Annotated in this window: 19 protein-coding genes; 7 read left to right on the plus strand and 12 right to left on the minus strand. The window is 69.5% G+C overall.

Going from position 1 to position 24,282, the window contains the following annotated elements; all coding sequences use genetic code 11:
* Positions 1–35: 35 nt before the first annotated feature.
* Together BC793_RS37085 and BC793_RS49910 are read right to left on the minus strand one after the other, a co-directional pair.
* A complete protein-coding gene (locus BC793_RS37085) occupies positions 36–701 on the minus strand; it encodes a response regulator (protein WP_170167317.1) in 666 nt (221 codons plus the stop codon).
* On the minus strand, positions 689–1,876 hold the full coding sequence (locus tag BC793_RS49910) for a sensor histidine kinase (RefSeq protein ID WP_158319486.1): 1,188 nt from the start codon (positions 1,874–1,876) through the stop codon (positions 689–691). Before BC793_RS49910 ends, BC793_RS37085 begins: the two co-directional genes overlap by 13 nt.
* Positions 1,877–1,984: 108 nt before the next feature.
* Here BC793_RS49910 and BC793_RS49915 point away from each other — a divergent pair, with 108 nt between their 5' ends.
* The 4 genes from BC793_RS49915 (at position 1,985) to BC793_RS37115 (ending at position 5,738) form a co-directional block, all read left to right on the plus strand.
* Complete coding sequence (locus BC793_RS49915) at positions 1,985–2,707, plus strand: DUF4386 domain-containing protein (RefSeq protein ID WP_158319487.1); 723 nt, start codon at positions 1,985–1,987, stop codon at positions 2,705–2,707.
* A 120-nt stretch (positions 2,708–2,827) separates the two neighbouring features.
* Positions 2,828–3,037 carry a hypothetical protein gene (locus BC793_RS37100; RefSeq protein ID WP_203896502.1) on the plus strand — a complete coding sequence of 70 codons (210 nt, stop codon included), beginning with the start codon at positions 2,828–2,830 and terminating at the stop codon, positions 3,035–3,037.
* 359 nt (positions 3,038–3,396) lie between these two features.
* Positions 3,397–4,890, plus strand: coding sequence for a substrate-binding domain-containing protein (locus BC793_RS51860; RefSeq protein ID WP_239170489.1), 1,494 nt, complete (start codon positions 3,397–3,399; stop codon positions 4,888–4,890).
* A complete protein-coding gene (locus BC793_RS37115) occupies positions 4,887–5,738 on the plus strand; it encodes an amidohydrolase family protein (protein ID WP_109601299.1) in 852 nt (283 codons plus the stop codon). The genes BC793_RS51860 and BC793_RS37115 overlap by 4 nt, the downstream gene beginning before the upstream one ends.
* On the opposite strand, the gene BC793_RS37120 is transcribed toward BC793_RS37115, so the two are convergent.
* The gene (locus BC793_RS37120) at positions 5,717–6,439 is read right to left on the minus strand and encodes a FadR/GntR family transcriptional regulator (protein ID WP_109601301.1); all 723 of its coding nucleotides are present in this window, start codon (positions 6,437–6,439) and stop codon (positions 5,717–5,719) included. The genes BC793_RS37115 and BC793_RS37120 overlap by 22 nt on opposite strands.
* Positions 6,440–6,501: 62 nt before the next feature.
* Here BC793_RS37120 and BC793_RS49175 point away from each other — a divergent pair, with 62 nt between their 5' ends.
* Complete coding sequence (locus BC793_RS49175) at positions 6,502–6,783, plus strand: hypothetical protein (RefSeq protein ID WP_146246625.1); 282 nt, start codon at positions 6,502–6,504, stop codon at positions 6,781–6,783.
* A gap of 24 nt (positions 6,784–6,807) precedes the next feature.
* A complete protein-coding gene (locus BC793_RS37125) occupies positions 6,808–8,202 on the plus strand; it encodes a DM9 repeat-containing protein (protein WP_109601173.1) in 1,395 nt (464 codons plus the stop codon).
* Positions 8,203–8,302: 100 nt separating this feature from the next.
* Here BC793_RS37125 and BC793_RS37130 read toward each other — a convergent pair whose 3' ends face one another.
* Complete coding sequence (locus BC793_RS37130) at positions 8,303–9,784, minus strand: endo-1,4-beta-xylanase (RefSeq protein ID WP_275416278.1); 1,482 nt, start codon at positions 9,782–9,784, stop codon at positions 8,303–8,305.
* Between the two features lie 685 nt (positions 9,785–10,469).
* On the opposite strand from BC793_RS37130, the gene BC793_RS37135 reads away from it, so the two are divergent.
* On the plus strand, positions 10,470–11,093 hold the full coding sequence (locus tag BC793_RS37135; protein WP_109601175.1) for a PilZ domain-containing protein: 624 nt from the start codon (positions 10,470–10,472) through the stop codon (positions 11,091–11,093).
* A 342-nt stretch (positions 11,094–11,435) separates the two neighbouring features.
* Here BC793_RS37135 and BC793_RS37140 read toward each other — a convergent pair whose 3' ends face one another.
* From BC793_RS37140 to BC793_RS37175, 8 genes are all read right to left on the minus strand, one after another.
* Positions 11,436–12,179, minus strand: a complete 744-nt coding sequence (locus BC793_RS37140) for a S1 family peptidase (RefSeq protein WP_109601180.1) — start codon at positions 12,177–12,179, stop codon at positions 11,436–11,438.
* A 458-nt stretch (positions 12,180–12,637) separates the two neighbouring features.
* Positions 12,638–14,890, minus strand: a complete 2,253-nt coding sequence (locus BC793_RS37145) for an ATP-binding protein (RefSeq protein WP_109601182.1) — start codon at positions 14,888–14,890, stop codon at positions 12,638–12,640.
* A 943-nt stretch (positions 14,891–15,833) separates the two neighbouring features.
* On the minus strand, positions 15,834–17,162 hold the full coding sequence (locus BC793_RS37150) for a condensation domain-containing protein (RefSeq protein ID WP_109601184.1): 1,329 nt from the start codon (positions 17,160–17,162) through the stop codon (positions 15,834–15,836).
* Positions 17,163–17,167: 5 nt separating this feature from the next.
* The gene (locus tag BC793_RS37155) at positions 17,168–20,902 is read right to left on the minus strand and encodes an SDR family NAD(P)-dependent oxidoreductase (protein ID WP_109601186.1); all 3,735 of its coding nucleotides are present in this window, start codon (positions 20,900–20,902) and stop codon (positions 17,168–17,170) included.
* Positions 20,903–20,948: 46 nt separating this feature from the next.
* A complete protein-coding gene (locus BC793_RS37160; RefSeq protein WP_109601188.1) occupies positions 20,949–22,109 on the minus strand; it encodes a class-II aminoacyl-tRNA synthetase family protein in 1,161 nt (386 codons plus the stop codon).
* Positions 22,106–23,305 (minus strand): cytochrome P450, encoded by a 1,200-nt coding sequence (locus BC793_RS37165; protein ID WP_109601190.1) that lies wholly within the window; start codon positions 23,303–23,305, stop codon positions 22,106–22,108. Before BC793_RS37165 ends, BC793_RS37160 begins: the two co-directional genes overlap by 4 nt.
* Positions 23,302–23,982, minus strand: coding sequence for an RraA family protein (locus tag BC793_RS37170; protein WP_109601192.1), 681 nt, complete (start codon positions 23,980–23,982; stop codon positions 23,302–23,304). Before BC793_RS37170 ends, BC793_RS37165 begins: the two co-directional genes overlap by 4 nt.
* On the minus strand, positions 23,979–24,257 hold the full coding sequence (locus BC793_RS37175) for a phosphopantetheine-binding protein (RefSeq protein ID WP_109601194.1): 279 nt from the start codon (positions 24,255–24,257) through the stop codon (positions 23,979–23,981). Before BC793_RS37175 ends, BC793_RS37170 begins: the two co-directional genes overlap by 4 nt.
* Between the last annotated feature and the right edge of the window lie 25 nt (positions 24,258–24,282).

Here is a 24,282-nt window from a genome sequence, read left to right on the forward strand (position 1 = left end):
ACTTCGAACCTGAAAGTTCGGCGGGAGTACGACGCTCAGGTTCCCTCGTCATCGTGGACGTAGCGGGCGACCTGGACCCGGTTGGTGACTTCGAGCTTGGCGAACACGTTGCCGACGTGTGTTTTCACTGTGGCGACGCCCATGTGCAGCGCCCGGGCGATCTCGGTGTTGGTGAGGCCCTGGCTGACTGCGACGGCGACCTCGTGCTCACGGTGGGTCAGGCGGGCGAGCAACGCTCGAGCGACGCGTCGGCGTGCGTCGCCGTCCGGGCGGGTGACGGCGGCGATGAGTTTGGTCGTGATCCGTGGCGACAACATCGGCTCGCCCAGGGCGGCGCGACGGACGGCGGCGACCAGGTCGGCCGGCGGGGTGTCCTTGAGTAGAAAACCGGCCGCGCCGATGCGCAGCGCCGCGACGACGAACTCGTCGGTGTCGAAGGTGGTGAGGATCAGAATCCGGGCCGGTGAGCCGCGTTCCTGCAGTCGCCGGGTGGCGATCAGTCCGTCGGTGCGCGGCATCCGGATGTCCATGAGCACGACGTCGGGAACCTCCCGGGTCACCACGTCGACGGCTTGCTGCCCGTCGGTCGCCTCACCGACGACGGTGATGCCGGGGGCACCGCCCAGAATCAACCGCAGGCCGGCAAGTACCAGGGGATCGTCGTCGACGATGACGACCCGCAGCGGATTCAGGCCGGCCACGGCAGCCTCGCCTGAACCACGAAGGTCCCGTCCGGCTGTGGTCCGGCCTGCAACGAGCCGCCGGCCAGTTCGGCCCGCTCGGCCAGCCCGATGAGGCCGACCCCGGGATCCGGCTCAGGCGACGGCTGAGTCGGCGCCGTGACCGAGTTGCTGATCTTCACCTCCAGGTGCCCACCGTCGTTTTCACCGGTCGAGGAGTCGGCACGGGCGAGCCGGATCGTCACCGCTGCGCCGGGCGCATGGCGGCGAGCATTGGTCAATGCCTCCTGCACGATCCGGAACGCGGTGCGGGACAACAGCTGCGGCACCACCGGTGCCGCGACCGTGTTGTCGAGCCGGACCAGCGATCCTGCTTCCCGAACGTCGGCGAGAAGTGCAGGCAACTCGGCCAGCGTCGGCTGCGGCTGTTCCGCGGCACCGTCCGCCGGGTCGCCGCTGGTGCGCAACACGCCGAGGACCTCGCGAAGCTCGGCGAGGGCGAGGTGGGCGTTGCTCTGGATGATTACGGCGGCGTCGACCGTCTCGATGCGAGTGAGGTCCTCGCGGTAGGTCAGCGCGCCGGCGTGCAGAGCGACGAGCGAGATCCGGTGCGCCAGAACGTCATGCATCTCGCGAGCTATCCGGGTCCGTTCCGCCTCCCGGGCCGCGCCGGCCGCCAGCACCCGCTCGCGCTCGGCGGTCACCGCCCGCTCGTGCAGAGCGGCGATCAGCTCCCGGCGGGTGCCGAGATACGTGCCCGTGGCGAGGCACGCCACGACGAACAGCAGAATCAGCGCGATCCCGTCGAGAGAGAATCCGGGGTACAAGACTTCGGCTCCCGTCGCGCCGACCACGGCGACGACGGCTACCGTGACCGCCCAGTCTCGCCGGCGGCGGGTCGCCGTCGCACCGACCGCGAACGCCGCCGCACCCACGCTCGACGCGGAGAACGGAAGGACCGCCGCCGCCACGCACGCCACCGGCAGAGGATGGCGGTGCCGCAGCGGCAGCACGGCCAGCAATGCCGTGCCGATCAACACGTCGAGCACCAGCAACGCGCCGACCAGCTCGGCGGCGGCCGGGGTCAGAGGTCCGGAGAGCCGATCAGCGGCGCCGGCGAGCCAGCCCGCCACCCCGGCGACGACCGCGAGCGCGTACTGCCCGGCCGTGGCCCAGGCGGGCGGCGGAGGGAGCATGCGGCCAGCGTAGTGACCCGCCCCGCACGGCGGCTCCACCTCAGGGTGGAGGGGCCGGAGACCACGGGTGGAGGTAGCGGCCGGGTCCATGCCGGAGCGTCGGTGGACATGACCTCCACATCGATGACCGGCAACCCGCGGACCCTCGCGCGGATCGCCGGACTGCTCTACCTGATCCTGGCCGTGCTCGGCGGATGGGCCCAGCTCCAAGCCCGCGGCAGCGTGTACGTCGAGGGCGACGCCACACGGACCGCCGCGAACATCATCGAGCACGAGACCCTCTTCCGGCTCGGGTTGGTGGCCGACATCCTGATGGCAACCGTCTTCGTACTGCTGGGGCTGGTGTTGCACCGGTTGCTGCACCACGTCCACGAACGGGCGGCCACGGCGCTGCTGGTGTTCGTGTCCATCGGTGCCGGCTCGATTTTGCTCAACCTCACCTTCCACGCCGGTGCCCTGCTCGCCGCGACCCGGCCCGGACACTCCGCCGAGCTGGTGCTCCTCTTGTTCGACCTCCACCAGCAGGGGTACGTGCTCGGCGGCGTCTTCTTCGGCCTGTGGCTGTTGCCGATGGGCTACCTCGCGTGGCGCTCACCGATGCTGCCGTCCTGGCTAGGGGTGCTGGTGATGGCGGCGGCCGTGGCCTGGGTCGCCGACCCGTTGCTCGCGTTCGGCCTGCCCGACGCGCCTGCCCTGATTCGCACGGTGGTGGAGGTACCGACGTCGGTCGGCGAGTTCGGGCTTCTGCTGTATCTGCTGATCCGCGGCGTCCGCCCGCAGCCCACGACACAGCAGCCGCAACCCACACGAAGCGCTGCGCTGCGACGATGACCGTACCCGCGGAGAAGATGCCGCATTGGTGAACTTGCCGCGCCGGCACTTTCGGTGTGCAGGCAACCACGAATCCGCAGGCAAGCACTACGGCGGAACGAGACGGTCCAGCACCTGTCGATGTTCGACTTCGTCGCGGTCTCCGCGACGATGCAGGACCGGGTGATCGAGTACGTGGATCACCTGCACGAGCACTTCCTCGATCCGGTACGCATCGTCGACGGCCGGTACGCCGCACCCATCGCGCCCGGGCTCAGCGCGCAGATGCACCCGGCCTCCCTCAAGGAGTACGGCTACCCCGGCGGACGGGCCTGGGCCGACCGTGTCTGAGGCCCGCCGTCCCTGGTCGGCGCCCACCACCACCTGGCTGCCGCGGGCGCCGACATCATCGGTGTCAGCGCCCGGATGCGCGACGACGACGAGGTCGCGGTCGCACATCCGGGCACCCGGGGGTGGTGGACCCGGTGCTGGAGGATCTCCTCCGCCGTTGGCCCCGGTGGCGATCACCGCGGTTGAAGCCGTCGGACACCAGATGTCTGCGCGTCGTTGTGCGGAGAAACATCCAAACTATGGACGTCCATCGATCGCTGACCTATAAATACATCAGATGAATCCGGACGCCCGGGCAGCGGGTGCGGGCTTCGGGCCGGCCCCACCGCCGCCGGGTATGCCCTCACCAAGGAGGCGCAGTGAACCGCCACGCTTTCCTGCGGCTGGGTGCGATCGCGGTGCTGGCCACCGCCTTGCTCACCGCGGCCTGTAACCGCGACAAGACGTCGGCCGGGAGCGGTGGCGACAGTGCCGCGCAGCCGCTGATCGGCGTCGACTACCCACGATCCGACACCGACTTCTGGAACTCCTACATCAAGTACGTACCCGAGTTCGCCAAGGAACTCGGCGTCGAGCTGAAGACGACGAACTCGCAGAACGACATCGCGAACCTGATCTCCAACGTGCAGACGTTCCGCAGCCAGGGCGTCAAGGGTGTGGTGATGGCGCCGCAGGACACCGCCGCCGTCGCGCCCACCCTCGACCAGTTGGCGAGCGCGAAGATCCCGGTGGTCACCATCGACACCCGGCCGGACACCGGCAAGGTGTTCATGGTGGTCCGGGCCGACAACCGGGCCTACGGCACCAAGGCCTGCCAGTTCCTGGGCACCAAGCTCGGCGGCAAGGGCAAGGTCGTCATGCTCCAGGGCGGGCTTGACTCGATCAACGGCCGGGACCGCACCGAGGCGTTCAACGAGTGCATGAAGAAGGACTTCCCCGGCGTCACCGTCTTCGGCGAGGCCACCGACTGGAAGGCCGACGTGGCGGCGAGCAAGCTGCAGACGCGGTTCACCTCGGACCCCGACATCAAGGGTGTCTACATGCAGTCGTCGTTCGCGCTGTCCGGCACGCTGCAGATTCTGGCGCAGCGCGGCCTCAAGGTGCCGCCGACCGACCCGAAGCACGCGCTCACCGAGCAGGAGGCGCTCGCCCTGCTGCGCGATCGGGCCGCCGGGCGGGACGCGCGGGCGGCGGAGTTGCTGCGCGACGGCTACCCTGCGTACACCACGACGCCGGGCTGGCTCGGCTACGACGACGACAAACTCGACCGGCTGTGCGCCGAGGCGGTCGGCGCCGGCTACCAGCTGATCAAGCTCAAGGTGGGCGGAAACCTGGCAGATGACGTACGCCGCATGGGCATCGCCCGGCGTGCGGTGGGCCCGGACATCCGCATCGCGGTCGACGCCAACCAGATCTGGGGCGTGCCGGACGCCATCGGCTGGATGCGCGAGCTCAGCCGCTTCGACCCCTACTGGATCGAGGAACCGACCTCGCCGGACGACGTGCAGATCGACGCGTGCCGGGTCGGTGGGGTCAACGAGAACCTCGCCATTCTCCTGCTGGCCGCCAAGTTCGGCGTGCCGGTCTGCCCGCACGCCGGCGGAGTGGGCCTGTGCGAGCTGGTGCAGCACCTGGCCATGTTCGACTACGTCGCGGTCAGCGGCAGCCTCCAAGACCGGTTCATCGAGTACGTGGATCACCTGCACGAGCATTTCGCCGAACCGGCACAAATCCGCGCCGGCCGCTACCTGGCGCCCACCGCTGCCGGCATGAGCGCCGAGATCACGCCCGCCTCGCTGCACGCGTACCGGTTCCCGGACGGCCCGGCATGGACCACGGAGGTGGCCGCATGATCATCGACGCGCACCACCACCTGTGGCCGAACCTGGACGGCTACACCTGGCTCGACGGACCAGGCCTGGAGCGGATCCGGCGACCGTTCGCCCCGGCCGACCTGACCACCGAACTCGCCGCGAACGGCGTCGACGCCACCGTGCTGGTCGAGGGTGGTCGCTGCCACCCCGACGAGGCGGCCCTGCTGCTGCGCCTCGCCGCGCAGACCGGCCCGATCGCCGGCGTGGTCGCCTGGATAGACGTGGCGGCGCCGGACGTGACCGCCGAGATCGACCGGTACCGGCAGCTCGAAGGCGGCGACCGGCTGGTCGGGGTGCGCTCTCAGGTGCAGGGCGAGGCCGATCCCGACTACCTCGACCGCGCCGATGTACGGCGCGGGCTCGCCGCGATCGCCGCCGCCGGGCTGGTCTTCGACCTGGTGGTCCGGGCCGACCAGTTGCCGGCCGCGGCGCGCGCCGCCCGGGCCCTGCCGGGGCTGCGGTTCGTGCTGGACCATCTGGGCAAGCCGCGCATCGACGAGGGGGAGGCCGGCCTGCGCCGGTGGCGAGAACCGTTCGCAATGCTGGCCGGCAACTCGCACGTGAGCTGCAAGTTGTCCGGCATGGTCACCGAGGCCGGCCCGGCGTGGAGCCCGGACGATCTGGCGCCGTTCGTAGCGGTCGCCGTCGCCGAGTTCGGCGCCGAACGTCTGATGTTCGGCTCGGACTGGCCGGTGTGCCTGCTCACGGCCGACTATCACCGTGTGCGTAAGGCGCTCGAGCGGGCCCTGCCGCCGCTGCGGCCGCACGACCTCGACGAGATCTATGCCGGCACCGCGACCCGGGTCTATCGGCTCACCCTGCCCTGACCGCGTTGCGCCGCAGCGGGCCGTTCGGCCAGCACCGCCCGCAGCCACGACTCGGACGTGTTGACGTGGATTAGTGCGGTGGCCTGCGCCAGCAGCTGGTCCCGAGCCCGCAGGGCCAGGTAGATCGCGTGGTGCTCGTCGATGGTGTGGTGTGCCGAGTTGCTCTCGATCAGCCCGCGCCACACCCGGGCCCGGACCGTGCGGCTGGACAGCCCGTCCATGAGCGAGGTCAGCGTCTCGTTGCCGGTTGCCGCGATCACCGTACGGTGAAAGGCCGTGTCGAACCGGATGAGCTTCTCGTGATCGTCCGCGGCGTCGCGCATGTCGTCGAGGATTCGGCTGAGCACGTCGAGGTCCTCGTCGGACATGCGCAACGCGGCCGTGCCGGTGGCGACCGGCTCGAGCATCCGGCGCACCTCCATCACCTCGAGCAGCGTGTCGTCCTGCAGCAGCTCGACGGCCAGGCCCACCCCCTCGAGCAGCAGGTGAGGCGCGAGGCTGGTCACGTAGGTGCCGTCGCCGCGGCGCACGACCAGCACCCGGGCCAGCTGCAGCGCCTTGACCGCCTCACGCACGCCGCTGCGCGACAGGCCCATCTGTGCGGCCAGCTGCGGTTCCGGCGGCAGCCTCGACCCGGGCGGCAGCTCACCCCGCTGGATCATGCTCCGGATCTTGGCGATCGCCTCGTCGGTCAGTGCCACGACCCCTCCCTCACCCACCCGCCGCCACTATAGACATCAGATGTCTTTGGGCGGCGTCACCCTTGGACGTGCTCGAGCACACGCCGGCCCAGGTGGCCGACGATCTACTCACCGTTCGTCGCGCAGAATCGTGCCGCGCGAAGCCTGCTGGGCGTCTGGACCGGGTTGCCCGATACGGTTCCAACGTCACTTGGCGCTGGTTTGCCGACCCGGCGTCGCGTGACGGCAACGACCCGGCCCAGCACGAGCGCATCGGCCGACCCTATGCAGGCAGCCTGCGTGCCGGGTCGCGCAGCGTCCGGCGGGTGACCGGTCCCGGCTCGGCGGCGTCGCCGAACTCGTAGCGGCGTTGATCTATCCTCCCTGGAATGCACAAATCGGCTGAGGACTATCGGTGGGTGGCCGCCCACGGCGGGCGGATTCCGCCCGGCGCGGTGCCGCACGGCTACGAGACGGACGGCGAGCCGCTGTGGGTGGGCCGCGTGCGGATGTACGGCGGCGTGCACCCGGCCAAGGTCCGCCCGGCGTTCGGCGCGGCCCAGGCCACCTGGGGCGGCAAGGAGGTCGCCGTCGACGAGTACGAGATCCTCATGGACCGCGGTGTCTGGGGCATCGCGTCCGGCGGCGCGGTGCCCGCGGACGCCTACCCGGCCGGCCGGGAGACCGACGGCGAACCGCTCTATGTCGCCCGCGCGGCGGCCGCCCCCGGCACCCTGCACCCCGGCAAGGTGCGACCCGCCTTCGGCGCCGCCAACATCGGATACGACAACGACGAACACCCGATCCTCTCGTACGAGGTGCTGCTGCACCCGTCGTCGGCGGCGCCGGGCGTGCGGCGCCCCGGGGTCGCGATGGAGCCCACCTACGCCGACTTCGGCGCCGAACCGCCCCGGGCCGGGAATCTGACGATCATCGGCGTCGAACGGTCCGCCGCCGCCGGTGACCACCTGGCCATCGGCGACGGCGGTTTCGTCGAGCTGGAGTTCGACGTGCCCGACCCGGCCGTTGCCCGCGAGGCCTGCGTGGCTCTCCGGGCGCTCGCGTCGATGCTCTTCGACGAGCCCGGGTACGCCCCTCTCACCGTTCGCCTCAACGACCGGCCGCTGGCCGAGCGCCTGCGCATCCCGAACGGCGGCGGCCTGCCGCAACGCGTGGCCTTCGCGGTCCCGGCCGAGGACCTGCTGGCCGGCCGGAACACGCTGCGGATCGAAAACGCCGGCGACGCCCGGAGCATGCTGTGGCTGTACCGGGTGACGATCGACCCGATGCACGCGCACGACCAGGCGAACCTGGCGCTGGAACGACAGGCGATCGCCGAGCCGGTGCTGAGATACGCGACCGCCGCCGGCGACGTCACCATCGTCATCGACCGCGGCGAGCAGGCCGTCCTCGACCAGGTGTCCTGGGCAGACGCGTCCGGCACCGAGTACGCGATCACGTTCGAGCAGCAGCAGGCCGCCTTCTACGGCTGGCGCCGGCAGCCGGGCGAACGGCCGCAGGAGTTCCGTGGCCGGCTGGTCGGACGCGGGTCGGTGGCCGAGCAGGCCCGGCACTTCACCACGGAGGAGGGCTGGAGCGGCGGCTGGCACCGCAGCGGCGATCTGCGTCTCGCGGTGGGGGTGCCGGGCCACCCGGTCTCCAGGCTGAGCTGGCGCGACGGCCGCGGCAACAACGGCACGGTCGCCTTCGGTGACGACGGATTCCTGGGCACCTACCAGCGCGCCGGCGAAGGCCCCATCGGCTACCGCGGCCGTCCGGCGTAGCGCGAGGCGGCCTGCGGGGACTCAGTCTGCGTGCAGCGCCGGACCGCACGGCGAAGCGGCGTGGGGCATCCAAGCCCCACGCCGCTCCGGTCGTGAGGGATCAGGTCAGGCTGAACCTCTGGTTGGCCTGGCCGTGGCAGTCGTAGATCTGGATCTGCTGGCCGTTGGCGGTGCCCCAGACGTCCAGGCAGCGCCCGGACTGTACGCCGGTGATGGTGCCGTTGGTGTTGACGTTCCACTGCTGGTTGGCCTGCCCGTTGCAGCTGTAGATCTGCACGGCGGCACCGTTGCCGGAGCCGGCGGCGTCGAGGCAACGGTTGCCGTACACCGTGAGTTGCCTGCTCGCCGTCAGAGTCCACTGCTGGTTGGCCTGGCCGTTGCAGTCGTAGAGGCTAACCCGGGTGCCGTTGTTCTGCGACGCGTTCGGTACGTCGACGCACCTGCCGGACTGGGCGCCCAGGATCCGCCCGGCCTGTCCCGAGGGGACCGACGGTGACGGCGACCCACTGCCGCCGCTCGGAGCCGGCGAGGACGGGGTCGGGCCGGCGGAATTGAGAACGTTGAGCACCGAGGTGTACGCGGCCTTCTTGTTGCCGCTGCGGTCGAACAGCAGCGGGTTCTCGCCGGCCCGCCACGAGTCGCTGTCCCGCACGCCCCACACGGTGATGCCGATGCAGCGCGGCACGTTGACGCAGGCCTGGGTGAGCCCGGCGTACTGGGTGGTCGACGAGTTGGTGACGTCGACCTCGGTCAGCGCCACGTCGACGCCGAGAGCCGCGAAGCTCGACAGCGTCTGCTGGAAGTTGCCCGGCAGCGAGCTGCCACCGGTGAAGTGGGTCTGCAGGCCGACGCAGTCGATCGGTACGCCACGGGACTTGAAGTCACGGACCAGGTTGTAGACGCCCTGCGTCTTGCCGTACGACCAGTTCTCGATGTTGTAGTCGTTGTAGCAGAGTTTGACCGACGGGTCGGCGGCGCGCGCGGTCCGGAACGCCACCTCGATCCAGTCGTTGCCGGTGGACTGCAGGTTCGACGACCGGCGGCTCCCGTCCTCGTTGAAGGCTTCGTTGACGACGTCCCAGGCGGCGAGCTTGCCCCGGTAGTGGGCCATGACCCCGTTGATGTGGTCGATCATCGCCTGCCGCAGGCTGCTGCCGCTCAGGCTCTGCATCCAGCCCGGCTGCTGCGCATGCCACGCGAGGGTGTGGCCGCGGACCTTCATGCCGCGCTGGGTCGCCCAGTTGTAGATCTGGTCCCCGGAACTGAAGTTGAACTGGCCCCGCTGCGGTTGCAGGGCATCCGGCTTCATCTCGTTCTCAGCCGTCACCATGTCGAACTCGCGCCCGGCGATCGAGGTGTACGTCGCATCACCGAGCCGGCTCGCGGCGATCGCCGTGCCGAAGTACCGGCCGGACTGCTGTGCCGCGGCGCCCAGAGTGCTGGCCGCGGCGTTGGCGTCCGGCATCACCATCACGGCGCTGAACGCCCCGACCGCGGCGACGAGGCCTGCGATCAGGATCTGGCTTCGCAACGATCGCCGCCGGGTGGCGCCGGCGGGACGCAGTGGGGATGTGTCTACCACGGGATCTTCCCTTCCTGGTCCTGTGTGGGGCGCCGGGAGCCGTTACGCGCGGCAGTCACAGCCGTCACGCGCGGCGGGGGAGCGCACAGGCCAACTCAAGCGATGACCGTCAATTCGTGAATGCTGGCACGGTAACATCGATGAAACAATAGATTCCGGAAAAGTCTCGTAAGTATCAGATGGCGAATCGTTTCAGTTCGTCGACCGACTGCCACTTCACCAGCGGCTTTCCGATTCGTCCATCCACCAGATCCACGACGGTCGCGGCATGTGCCCCCGAGCCTCGTAGTGAACTTCCGAAACTTCCGAATTCGTGCGGGGGTGCCGGGCACCCTCATGCCGACGGTGTCAGGGACCGAGCACGGCGGCGGAAGACACCTGCCATCCCGGCCACGCACTTCTCCGGCACGGCGGCCGTCACCGGAGTCACCGCGAGAACTGATCCAGCAGGCCGCCGTGCAACTCCACGCCGTCGAAGCCGGCGACTTGCGCGTCGCGGGACCCGGTCCCTGGATCCGGCCGACGGATGATCGACATAGGTGTCTTACCGGGCCTGGAAGAGGAACTTCGCCGGGCCTTACTGCTTCAGACCGCTCCGCGGCTGTCGAAAGGGTTGGTCTCCCACAGATGTGGTGGCAACCGCGCAGGCGGCCTGCTGCCGTAAACTCCCCCGAAAGGCATCCCCATGGTCGAGCTTCCGCCGGTCGGTACGCCGGTGTTTCTCGCCGCCGATGCGGAGTCGAGCTACCGTTCCCGGCTGGAAGAGGTAGACGGAACGCAGATCACGGTCGCGGCGCCGTTGGAGACCACCGACCGGATCACCCTTCAGCCAGGTCAGAGGCTCGATCTGTTCTGGGCGCAGCCACGTTCCCGTGCCGTCCTGCCCTGTCAGCTGACGTCGACCGGTGACGGCGCCTTGTCCCGCTGGGTACTCAAGGCCGTCGGTGCTCCGGAGTCCAGCAACCGTCGCCAGTTCGTACGCGGGGGAGGAGGTAGCACCCTGCACCTGCTGGCGGCGCACGATCAGGCCCCGCTCGGCGCTCAGCTCCTGGACATCAGCGAGGGCGGGCTTCGGTGCTGGACGGAGCATGCGATACAGGCCGGCGTCAATGACCGGATCCGGGCCGCGGTGTCGCTGCACGGCGGCGAAGTCGAGATCACCGGTGTGGTGCACGCCGTCCGGGACGCCTGGGACATGCCGGGATACAACCTGGTTTTGAGGTTCCGGGCCGAGGAGGCCCTGGCACAGTCGATCAGGCAGCACATCTTCGCGTGGGAGATCGCCGAGCGTCGTCGCGGTCCGGGCTGACCAGTGGTCCGGCGATTGTTGGTGTCGGAATAAGACTGCCGATCATCGTGGGCAGCCCAGGGAAAGCGCCAGGCGGACGACGCCTGGTAGCAATGCTCGAAACGGTCATCGAACCCACCATCAACGGACGCTCAGTAGCTCCATGAATTTCGGGAACGGATTTACTTCGAGGTTCTCGATGCCGGTCCAAAGAGGGAACCGAGTTCGCTTCCTCGCTCCCCGGACTGGGCGACTGGGCATCCCCGGAAGGCGATCGAGATGGATAGCAACTAGAGAGCACAGCACGGGCCGTCTGCTCGGGGTGCTCGTCACCAGAGGTTGGCGTGACGAGCACCCCGAGGGTCAGCGGAGGCCGATGGTGTCGCGGATCCAGTCGGCGATGTTGTCGGTGCGTGCGGGGCTCTCGATGGCGGTGTGCGGGCAGCTGGGGCCGTTGCTCACCACGGCTACGAGTTCCGGTTCCTGCCAGCGGGGTTCCCTGAAGAACGGGCCGCCGGAGTCGAAGGGGCACGGCGTGGTGTCGGGATGGGGCGCCAGGCCCCGAACCCCGAGGTTGGCGGCACTCAGGGACGCCACCTCGAGTTGTCCCGTGTTGAGGTGTGTTGCGGGTTTGGCGTTGGTGCTGGTCAGCGAGCCGTATCCGGTGAGTCGCAGGACGTCACCGACTTCGGGGGCCTGATCGCTCACCTTGAGCGGGTCCACGTCGTCGATCGGCTCGGCCAGTTTCGCGAGGGCTACGTCGGCGTTGGCGGACTGCCGTACCGCGATGATCTCCAGGTCGTGGCCGCCGGTGCCGGTGATCAGGTCGGTGCGTCCGATGGTGGCGACAGTGGAGGCCGCGACGGGGCGCTCGACGCGGATGCCGTTCTCGTCGCGGAAGCAGTGCCCGGCGGTGATCACCCATTGGCGGGCGATGAGTGCGCCCGAGCAGGCGCTGTTGCGTGTCCCGCCGCCTAGGACCGGGATGCCGGTCATGGTGAGTTTGGTGGAGAACCGGTACTCGCCGTCCTTGACGGGTTCTCCGTTGGCGATCGCATTGGCCGGGATGATGCCGAGTACGGTGATTCCTGCTGCGAGTGCCGCCATTGCGGCTGCGGCGATCATTGTTTTCCTACGCGGCATGTTTGTCCTCTCAGCGGAACGGATGTCGTCCTTCGATCGGGTGTACGTCGGGGCCAAGGTAATGGATCACTCGATCGATGCACACCGCTGGCGGCCTCACCGCGCACGAAGCCGGACCCCGGCGTCCAGCCCGCGCCACGCGTCCGCGAGGAGACGTCACGCACGCCGCGCTATGTCGGTACCCCGATACGGCTCGCACTCTCTGGCCTCACCCTGCTGACTGCTGGGGTGATCGTCGGAGTCGGGGTGGCCATCGGTGACCTGGCAGTGCGTTCCGCCTTCCGCCGACGGGAACTCAGCGCGTCGCCGGCAAACCCGCCCCCTGGAACAGCGACCCCATCGTGGCTGTCTACAAGTTGTGCAACGTCCACCGCGCCGCCGACCGAGTCAGCCAATACATGATCCGCGACGTCGAGGTGTCCTCAGCCCAGGAGTGCCGCCCGCTGCGCCCGAAGTTCCGCGGCCGGCCCGTGAGCGCCGAGCGTTTCGTGAAGGGACGCAGCGGTGTCGAGGGCTGCAGCCGCCGCCGGCAGGTCGTCGAGGCCGGACAGCACTGCCGACAGCTCCACGAGCACGCGGATCTCCATCGTCGGCACGCCTTCACGATGGAGCAGGTCGTACGCCTCCCGCAGACATGTGGCGGCCTGGACGGATTCGCCGAGTGCGCGGTGCACCAGGCCGGCTCGCCACAGGGTGAGAGGCCGGGTCATCACCGCCACCTGAGGCGAGACCTGTGAATCCGGATCGTCGAGGATGGCGAGGGCCCGCTGGACGAACGGTTGCGCGTCGGCGGGCCGGCCCGCGGCGAGCAGGGCCACGGCGCTGAACGCGATAGGTTGCAGGTAGCCGTCGGCGTCTCCTAGGGCTTCGAACAGATCGGCGGATTCCTGGGCGTAGCGTACGCTCGGGCCGAACTCGCCCAAGCGGAAATACGCGGCGGAGGCGTAGTTCAGCGCCCACGCCTGCTGGGTGCCGTCGTCGGCGGAGCGTGCGAGGTCGAGCGCCGCCAAGGCGGACGCTGCGCTCTGCCGGTGCCGGCCGATCACGGATTGTGCCCAGGCGAGATAGTTGAGGTGTACCGCCTCCAGACGGGTGTCACCGAGCGCGGCGGCAGCGGCACGGGACAGGCCGTACACCTCGTGCCAGTGCCCCCAATGGGTCCAGCGGTCGGAGAACCAGTGCAGGGCCTCGGCGAGTCGGATGACGTCGGTATGGCGTCCGGTGTCCGCGGCCGAGCACAATGCCGGGAACCAGTTGTCCACCTCGGTCTCGAGCCAGGTGCGGGCCGTGTCGCTGTCATTCAGCGCCACGCCGCCGGCCACGGATGCGGTTCCGCCGTACTCAGGGTCGAACCAGCGGCCGGCCACGACCGCGACGTCCAGCAGCCAGTCGACCATACGGCGATGTGCGGCGTCGCGTTCGACGGCCGGTTCTTCCTCGGTCAGCCGTTCTCGAGCGAACAGGCGGACGAGGTCGTGGAATCGATATCGGCTGTCCGTCTCGGCCTGCAGCAGACTGAGTTCGACGAGTTCTTCGAGGTAGTCCTCGGTCTCGTCCGGGTCGGCCCCGACGAGTACGGCAGCCAGCCGCCCGTCGAAGTCCGGCCCGGTCACGAGCGCCAAGCGGCGGAACAGCCGGCGGGCCGGCGAGGACAACTGCTCGTACGACAGGCCGAAGGCCGCGGCGATCCGCAAATCTCCGGCGACGAGCTGGTCGAGACGGCGACGTTCGTCGATCAGCCGGTTGGTCAGATCCCGCAACGTCCATCGCGGCCGACTCGACAGCCGGTTGCCGGCGATACGCAGAGCAAGAGGCAGCCGACCGCACAGTTCGACGACTTCGTCGATGGCGTCCGGTTCTCGCACGAAGTCGTCATCACTGAGAATGCGCCGCAGCAGCACGGCCGCGTCGCCGGCCGGCAGCTGAGCCAGGTTGAGCCGATGGACGCCCTCCAGGCCGGCCAGCAGCCGACGACTCGTGATCACGGTCAAGGACGGTCCCGGTCCCGGCAGAAGCGGCCGGACCTGCGCCTCGTCCACGGCGTTGTCCAGCACGACCAGCGCTCGCCGGTCACGTAGCAGATCGCGGTACATCCCGGCACGATCCGGCTCGTGCATCGGGACCTGGTCGGCGCGCACCCCGAACGCGCCGAGCAGCCGGGTAAGCGCCTCCCCACCGGTGAGCGGATGGGCGTCCATCCCCCGGAGGTTGAGGAAGAACGTGCCGTCGGGGAACGCCGCGCCGAGCACGTGAGCCGCCTGCACCGCCAAACTGGTCTTGCCGATTCCGGCCGTCCCGGACACCGTCACGACCGGCGCGACTCCCGGCCGCGGCTCAGCCGACGCCACCACCGCCGCGAGCCGGGCAAGCTCCCCGGCCCGGCCGATGAAGTCGGGGACCGGGCGCGGCAGCGCACAGTAGCCCGCCGATACCTGCGGCACCACTCGCGGGCGTCCGGCTCTTGCCGCGGCGAGGAAGGCCGATCGCCGGGGCTCGGGCAGGCCCAACGCCTCGGCCAGCGCCTGGACGGTACGTCGCTGAGGCGCGAGACTGCGCTCACGTTCCATGTCACTGATCGCGCGGGCGCTGACGCCGGACCCCTCTGCCAGCTCTTCCATGGTGAGCCCGGCCGCCTGCCGGTACTGCCGCAAGCGGGCGCCGAATGTCTTGCTCACCTGACCAGCGCCCGCGCGTACGCGGCACGCCGGTCCACGTACGCGACGGCGGTCCTCGGCCACCGCAACCAACGACTCCGGTTCACGGCGCCGTCTACGTACAACGGCACCACCTCATGCACGTCTGCCATCATCATCCTTCGCCGGTTTGAGTCATCTTCTCGGCGCTGACGCCGACCTCGCTATGTCCGCCACCACAGTTGAGAACGGTCTGGCCAGCGGTCCGTGCAAGTTGGCCGATCCGGCGAGAATCGACTCCATCGCGAGTTCAGTCAGCGTGGCATCCAACGGCGTATCGAGTACCGCGATAGTGCTGACAAGGTGCAGATTTCAGCGCCGGACAAAAAGGAAGCCGCCGACCGCTCGGCGCCATGTCCGGGAGCACGTGTACTCACGTTCAGCCGGGTAGGGGCGGCGAGGCGGTCGGAGTCAGGTGACTACGGTCCAACCAAGGCTGTTGCACTCCGGGCAGCACTCGGTAGTGGTTGGCGCATCCTTCAGTATCTCCCCGATTTGGTCAGTAGAAGTTTCCCCGAAAGCTCAGTAAATGCCGCGGCAGGCAAGCCGGAGGCACGTGCATAGGTGGCGACACAGCTACGTCCACGAGTTCGCGGTGCCGCAGGTACTACGGTGGCCGAGGCCGCTGCTCGGGTGGGCTCGGTCGACATTGCCCGCGCTGGGACGAGACTCCCGATATGACCGCACGGACGCCGGCGAAGCTTTTGGGGATACTTCGGTGCTGCCATGAGGCCTCCTCCACGGTCATCACAGCATGCTGAGCCGCCGGGGCAGCTCAGCATGGCGTGAGACAGGAAGACAGCGCCCCTGCCTCACGCCACGCCAACGCTCGTCAGCTGACAACACCCGATCGCCGGATGTTGTCCGGTCCGACAGGCTGGCCGCGCTGGCGCAGCACCAACGCCCGTCAGGGGGCGGACGGACCTTACCGTTGCGCGGCGGCGGCTTGGACGAGAACCTTCTCCAGCTGCCAGTGAGAGTTCTCGATGGCCGCCGGATCGAGGAACGTGGTGTCCGCGAAGATGGAGAACATGTGCGCCTCCGGCCAGACGTTGGCGTATGCGGTGATCGCCTCCGTCTCCCGCTTGTCCATCCACACGAACTCGCTGTGCTGCCGGCCGGCAGGGTCGTGTTCCGGGGCCACCTCGAAGGCGCCGCGCGGTGCAACGTACGGGTTGTTCAGAGCCACTCGCATCGCCACGTCAGTGCCGCGCTCCGCGGCAATCGCACGCTGCAGGTCGATGACGTCCGGCGGATAGTGGTGGCCGTACCGATAGGCGGAGAGCGCCCGGACATGCGCGTGACGCAGTACCTGCGTGAAGTTTTTCCCCGTCACGTCGATCAGGATCGGCACCGCTTCGGAGAAGTGGCCGATCACATCGGTGGTCTCTGGTCGCATCCGGTTGCTCGCCCGGATGATGAGCGGGACCTGGGAGAGGCCGGTGGTCGTCCCCAGTACCTGGCAGAAGGCGGTCAGCAGCACGGTGGGGACGGATACCTGCGCCGCCTCGGCCAATTGCCGGGCGGCGGTGAAGCCTCGCGGTGTCCGCAGGGCGCCCTGCCAATAGCGTGGCGCTGCGGCGGGGCGTTCGCCGTCGCCGGGATAGACCGCCGGGAACTGCTCCAGCATCCGCCGCCAGTAGGCCAGCGCACGCTGGTTCTGCCGGGCTCCCGCCTCGGACTGCTCGTAGGCGGCCTGTTCCACCAGTTGTACCGGTGCGGGCCCGGTGCCGCCTCTGCCCTCCCGCAGAATTCGGCGCAGGGTCGGCGCGATCATGCTGATTGCCCACCCGTCCGCGACGATGTGCGAGATGACCAGGACCACCGCAGCCGGCACGTCATTATGCAGAAGCACCGCCGCTCGGGTCGGAAGGTCGGTGTCGAGAGCGAACCGTTGCCCGGCGATGCGCTTGGCCAGCGCGCTCGCGGCGGCACGGAGATCAACCTCCGTACTGCGATACAGCGTCACCGGGATCGGCTCCGAGCCGGCGAACCACTGCCGCAGCCGTCCGTCCTCTACGGCGTACCGGGTACGGAACGACTCATGGGCGGCGATCATGACCTCGATCGCGGCGAGTACCTCGTCGAGAGTGTGCCCGGACGGCACCGGCACGACGATCGGCACGTTGAGATGCTCGTCGGCAGGCGCCAGGGCCTGCACGATGTCCCACATGTACCGCTGGCCCCAGGTGGCCGGGGCGTCGCCGGAGCGCTCTCCTGTAGCCACGATCTGCCGGATGCCGACTGTCTCCACGTCTGTCACCTCACGCTTTCGATGTGCCGGCTCAGGTCCCCGGCGGTCGGGTTCTCGTAGAGGTCGTGGGTCGACAGCCGAATACCCATTCCGGAATTGATCTTGTCGATCAGTCGGGCGGCGTCCAGGGACGTACCACCGACCTCGAAAAAGTCGTCGCCCGGGCCGATGTCCGACTGTCCCAGAACGCTTCGCCATGCCTCGATCACCCCTGCCACGAGGCCGTCTGATTCTCCTGCGCCGGACAGCGAGGCCTCGCTCGTACGGGCTGTCGCCCTGCCGCCGGTGGATCGCCGTTCGACCCGTACCGTGATCCGGTCGTCGCCGAGCCGGTCATGCACCGCGGCATGTAAGCGCGCCGGATCGACCGGCCGTGCCGCATCGTCGGCGAACCGGACCACGACCTCGAGCCGCGGGTACGCCTGGGGATCGAGGTCGGAGGTGAGCCGCTCGTTGTGGTCGTCCAGGCCGGCCAGCACGTGCCCGGCACTACCCGAGACGATCTCCTGCAGCAGCGCGACGCCGTGCGCGGGCGGAATGTCGCGGAAGCCGCGCCGGGTCGCCGCGGACGCGTCACCGTCGCGGTTCATGCCGGTGTCACGCCACTGGCTCCAGGCCACGTACCGCACCGGGCGGCCGAGTTCGCGGCCCCAATAATCGGCGAATCCGCGCAGGAAGCTGTTGGCCGCCGCGTATCCGCCGAAGGAGACCGCACCGAAGTGGCCGATGACCGAGGAGCAGAGCACCAGCAGCGTCTGCGGACGGTCGTTGAGTATCTCGGCCAGCGCCAGAGTGCCGTACACCTTGGGGCGGAGCATCCGGGTCAGTTCCTCCGGCGTCTCCCGGGTGAGCGTGTGAGCCAGTGGTTGTCGCCAGTGGTCGATCACGTCGGCGCCGGCCAGTTGATGGACCGCGGTCAGGCGGCGGCCGTGCCGACGCTCGGCGTCGGCGACCAGGTCGCCCAGTACGGTGGGGTCGGTAACGTCGGCGACGTGGTACTCGATCACTGCCGGACCGGTCACCCGCTCGCGTAGGAGGCGCTCGCCGTCGGGATTACGCCCGGTAACCAGCAACACCGCCGCCGAATCTGCGGCCAGCGATCGCGCCAACTCGATGCCGATGCCGCCGGCGCCGCCGGCCAGCAGGTACATCGGCAGCGCCGAGCCGGGCGTGGCCGGGGCTCCGGAGTCCAGCGGCCGTATTCGGCAGGTGAGGCGCATGTTGTCGCGGACGGCCACGACCTCGGCCTCATCAGCGCAGGTAAGCTCTGTCACGATCATCTCGGCGATTCGCCGGGGGGCCGCGGGTGGCAGGTCCACCAGCCGGATTCGTTCACAAGCCCGTTCCGCGGACGCGGTGCGGACCAGCCCTTCCAGGGTCGCGATGCACGGCGACACCCGGTCGCCGGGCCGGACCCAGTACGCGCCGCGGGACACGACCAGCACGCGTACGTCTGTGGCGCTCGCCTTCTCGACGGCCGCCAGGAGAGCACACAGAGTGTAGGCGGACAACCGCAGATTTTCGGCGACGGCCACCGGCGCCGGGCTGGCGGTCCAGCCGTGCACGATCCCGGCGATCGGGCCGTGCCGGCGGCGTACGTCGGCGAGCAACGCGGCGAGATCGTCGCTGTCACCGGGCCGGACGGTGTAGTCGTCGCCGTTGTTCGACCATCGCGTTCCCGGCGAAACCCCGATCACCGCCGGCAGCCGCACGTCACTGCGCAGATGGGCGACTACCGGCTGCGCCGCCAGCACCACGTGGACGCCCGGGGCCGGTACTTCCCGCACCGCCGGGAGAGGCTGCCAGACCGGTTCGTACAGCCAGGGAGCCTCGGGATCCCCGGTGTTCTCGTCGGCGGGCAACTCCCGGTGTGCCAGGCGGCCACTGTACAGATCGGCGAGCATTTCGCCGCGCTGTACCTTCCCGCTCGGCGTCTTGCGGAACTCGGCGGCGTCCACGGCGATCACCCGGCCGGGACGTAGGCCGATGTGTTTCGCGACGTGCGCGCTGACCCGATGCGCGACGGCGTCCGCGACAGCGAGGTGACCGGGTGCGACAGCGCAGAAGACCACCAGCTGGTCAGTGCCTTCGGCGGCGCTGGGCTCGGCACACGCGGCCGCGTAGGTGGGCAGGACCCCCTCCACCTCGCCGACCACCGCCTCGATCTCGAAGCACAGGTAGTTCGCACCCCGAATGACCAGCGTGTCCTTCTCCCGGCCGGTGATGATCAGCCGACCGCCCCGGACCAGCGCCAGATCGCCGGTGGAGAACCAGCCGTCGGCATACGAGACGGCGTTCGCCTCGGTGTTGCCGTGGTAGCCGGGCATCACGGTGGCGCCACGAACCTCCAGCCGGCCCACCCAGCCCTCCGGCAGGACCGCCCGTTTCTCGTCGACGATCCGCACCGAGACTCCCGGCACCGGAACACCCACCTCGACCAGGGTGGTCGCGCCCCGCTGCGTCGGGGCGATCTCACGGACCTGCCCGGTCAGAGTGTGCTTGTCGACGGTTACCACCCCGTGGCCGCTGTCAGTTCCGGAAAGTGTGGAGAAGACCACCCCGGAGGACGTCTCGGACATGCCCCACACCGGCCGTATCGCATCAGGCGGCAGCCCGTACGGCGCCAACAACTGCAGGAAGCGGTGAGCGGTCGCGGCGACCACCGCCTCGCCGCCGTTGCCGATGAACCGCAGCGTGCTCAGATCCCAGTTCTGCCGCTCCGGTGAACTTTCCTGCAGAGCCCGGTTGACGAGCGAGAACGCGAAGTTCGGCGCCCATGTGCTGGTTGCCCGGTACTCGTGCGCCCAGTCCAGCCAGCGCAGCGGATCGCCGAGAAAGTCGTCGACCCCGGCGATGACCTGCTCGCAGCCCAGTCCCACGTCGCGCAGGTGCGACATGACGATGCCGCCGACGTGGTCCAGGGGCATCCAGTTGAGGGTGACCTGGTCCGGTCCGAGCCCGTGCGCCTGGGCGGTGGTCTCGAGGAAGGCGCAGAGCGTTTGATGGGTGTGCCGGACGATCTTGGGTGCCCCGGTGCTGCCCGAGGTGAGCAGGAACAGGGCTGTGTCGTCAGTTGCCACCGGGTGGTGCAGCTCGTGCGGTGTGTCCCCCAGACGGTCGACCGACGCGGTGCGGACATCATCGACGTCCCAGAGCCGGCGCAGCCCGGCGACACGCTCCTGCAGGTGGTCGTCGGTGAGTACGAGGGGGTGGCCCAACTGTTCCCACGCGTGCCGGAGCCGGCGGACCACCATGCTGTCCCTGGTGTACGACGGAGGCACAGCGACCGGCAGCGGCACGAAGCCGCCGACGACGCAGGCCCAGAACGCGGTCAGGAACGATCGGTTGTCACTGGTCTGCAGGATGACCGGGGCGCCGGCCGGCAGCCCATCGAGGCGCAGGCCCGCGGCGATGCGACCGGCGGCGCTGCGCAACTGTTCGTACGTCTGACACAACGGTGCCTGGCCGGTCTGCAGGTAGGTGAGGCCTCGGCCGGGTTCGGCGGCCGCCCGGGCCAGCGCCGCCTGAAGGGTTCGGGGAGCGCCGGATCGCCAGCGCAGGGGCAGCCCGTCGATGTGGGCTGGTGGCCCGGTCACTGCCGGGCCCGGGTCCGGCGTGCTTGCCATGGCGTTCGGTCCACGCTTGCGGCGCACCGTGACCGTGGCATCCACGATTCCGGTCACCGCCCTGGCTGCTACGAGGGCGCGCAGCTCCAGGCCGGAAAGGCTCTCGATGGTCATCTGGGGTGTCTCCTTCTCCGGACCGACGCCCGGCCGGCGGGGGCGTTCAGGCGTTCGTAGCCCGGCGCAGCGGCGCCGGCCAGTCGGCGGGGTTTGGCCCCAGGTGCCCGTGCAGCCACCGAGCCCAGCGGTCCAGTCCGAACCCGGTGCAGGTGGACGCTGCGGCCTTGCCGTCCGCCAGGGTGATCTCGAAGCTCTTACCGAAGTGCTGGTGGTGCAGGTTCACTGAGGAGACCGCAACCGAGGAGGAGTCCTCCCTCATCCGTCCGCACAGCTCCTGTTTCAGGTCCCAGGTCGACTGGTAGGAGGCCAGCTGCGAGCGGTCGATGGTGAAGAACGGGTCGCTCGCGCCGGTCAGCCGGGCGGGCAGCCCCAGCTCCCGGATCAGGTCCTTCAGGTGCAGCAGCATCTCGTCGCGGAACTGGCGGGCGCCGCTACCGTCCCCGATGTAGATGATCTCGCGCATGGTGAAGGACCAGAGCCGGGTAGCGACGCCGGCGGCGCCGGCCTCGAAGCGCCCGCACGACTGGCGGGCGGTGGCGATCACCGGGCGGTCGAGGGTCTGTCCCGCATACGCGGCGAACAGGTGCAGGCAGACCGTGGGGGAGACGGTGACCGGCGCGGGCTCGAGGTGCCGCGCCCGTTCGTCGGCGCTGGTGGCGGCCGCGAAACCGTCCAGCGCCTCCAGTTCTGGGCGGACCACGGCGCAGGCCGTCACGTGCTGCGGGAAGGTGCGTGGGTAGCCGCCCCGTTCCAGGGTGTCCCAGGACACCAGGTGCGGCACCACGTACTCCGAGGCACCCAGACGGGCCGCCAGATCGGCGGCGACCCGGTCCACCGCCTGCAACAGCAGGGCCGGGCCGGGACCGATGACGTCGAGCCCGGGACCGACACGCCGGATGTCCGGCGGGTCGAGGACGATGCCCCCTATCTCGGCATCCCACTGGTCGAGCAGGGTGCGGGCCGGCCCGGACCGCTGTCGTTCGCCGGTGCGCGCGAGGACGGCGTCCAGCCGGGCGTTGACGAGCCGCACCTCCTCAGGGGTCCGCGTCGTGAAATGGACGACGGGCACCTCCGTGCCGGCCCAGCGCCAGACGCTGCCGGGCGGGAAGCAGTAGGGCAGCAGATCACGGAACGCCCGTAGCTCCTCGCCGCCGAGCCCGGCGTCACCGCGCCAGGTGTACTCGCAGATGGCGACATCGTTCACGGCGCCACCCCGTCGGAGGCCGGGGCCAGCCGGTAGCGCAGCCGTAAGCCGGTCGCGTGCCGGAAGGACCGGCCGCGCATCGCCGGGACGGCGCCGTCCGCCTCCAACGAGCGGAGCTCATCGAGCAGCACCTCCAGCAGGACCTCGAGTTCTGCCTGGGCCAGGCCCATGCCCAGGCAGATGTGCCGGCCAACCCCGAATGACAGGTTGGTGCGGGCGGGGCGGCCGGGATCCCAGCGGTCCGGGTCGGCGAAGACCTCCGGATCACGGTTGGCGCTGGCGAGGCAGACCTGGACGGGGGCTCCGGCGGGCAGGTCGGTGCCGGCGATGGTGAGATCCTTCGCGGCGAACCGGAGGGTGACGTGCAACGGCGGTTCATGCCGCAGGGTCTCCTGAACCACCGCACGGACCTGGGTACGGTCGGCGCGCAGCGCGTCGAACAGTCCGTCCTCGCTGACCACCCGGGCGAGCAGCGCGGTGATCGCCCCGGCGGTCGTCTCGGTGCCCGCGGCCAGCAGCAGGATCGCGTTGTTCACCAGATCAGTACGGTCGAAGCTGTCCTCGGCGACCATCGCCGACAACAGGGCTCCGTCCCCTGTACCGCGCACCAGCGCGTCGTGGAAGTAGTCACGGATGTGCCTGCGGTGCTCGGTCACCTCCGCCAGTGGTACCTCGTCGTGATCGACGTAGGCGACCAGCGGTCGCATCATCTGGTGCAGCTCCGGCGCGTCCTGCTCGGGCAGGCCCATCACCCGGCACACCACGCGCATCGGCAGATCCCGGGCGAGGCTGTCGGCCAGGTGCGGATCACCGTCACGGACCGCAGCGGTCACCAGCCGCCGGGCGATCGGAGCGATGACCTCCTGTGCCAGCGCGTCGACGGCACGCGGCCGCAGCACGCTGGACACGCACCGGCGCGCCGGTGCGTGTCGCGGCCCGTCCGTGTCGAGCATCGAGGGGCCGAAGGCCCGTCGGCTGACCCGGAACGGGTGATACACGGTGAAGTCGGCGCTGGTGAGAGCCCGCCGCACGTGTTCATGGCCGACAACGACGTACGAGGCCAGCGGTTCGGACCAGTGCACCGGCTGGTGTTCGCGGTGCCAGGCGTACAGCGGCCAGGGGTCCTGCTGGAATCGTAGATCGGCGAAATCGAATCGCAGCTCGGAATCGGGTGGCCCGGAGCGGACCGCCGTCATGGGACGAACCCGAGGTCGGCCTCGCCGTTGAGGAAGCCGGTCAAATCGGTGAGGTCCGCGAGCGTACGCCCGGTATCGCGGATCGCCTCCTTGAGCCCGTCCTCGCGCTGCCGCAGGACCGCGGCGGCGGTGATCGCGGCGCTGACGCGATGCTGCTCGACGACGAGGAACCCGTCCTCGTCCGCGAAGATCCAGTCTCCTGGCCGCAGCGTGGCGCCGCCGATATCGACAACCGCTGGAACCGTCTCGCTGCGGGTGGCGGTGGTCCGCGCCGAAACGAAGGTGACCTCGGTGGAAAAGACCGGAACGTCGATGTCGCGCAGGTCGGCGAGGTCGCGGACCGCGCCGTTGACGATGATGCCGGCCAGCCCTTGCACCGCGGCGGAGGTGACGAAGATGTCACCGGCCAGCGCCTCGGACGGCGTCGTGGTGTTGTGCAGGAACAGCACCGACCCGGCCGGGGCGGAGGCGAGCGCCTGCAGGCAGGGCAGCATGTCGTCGGCCGTAACGACCGGGAACAGCGGTCCGCACAGCCGCGGCCGGCCGTTGCGCGGGCGCAGGTCGAGCCGCAGCGGAGTGACGAATTCCCCGGCGGCGTCGGCGAGCTGGGCGCATCCCAGCCCGTCGAACCGTCGCCGCAGCTGTGCGTCACGGTCGGCAACGGTCGGTGCGGTCACTGGTCGGCACCGTTCGCAACGGTGTACAGCCCGCGCAGGGTGTAGAAGGTCTCCAGGTCGTGCTCGGCGAGGTCGATCTGAGCGCCGGTGAGGTCCTCGATGAAGACGATCATCCGGATCACCGTGAACGAGTTGATCAGGCCCAGGTCGAACAGGTTGCTGTCCTCGCCGATGTCGGTTGCCAGCGCCTCGGTGCCGGAACCGGGGGTGCCGTTCTCGGCGCTCACCTTCGTCAGGAAGCCGGTCACCTCACGGTAGAACTGCTTGCGGTCCACAGTGCTCTCCTTTTTCTGGAACGTC

Source organism: Actinoplanes xinjiangensis, from assembly GCF_003148685.1.
Taxonomy (GTDB): Bacteria; Actinomycetota; Actinomycetes; order Mycobacteriales; family Micromonosporaceae; genus Actinoplanes; species Actinoplanes xinjiangensis.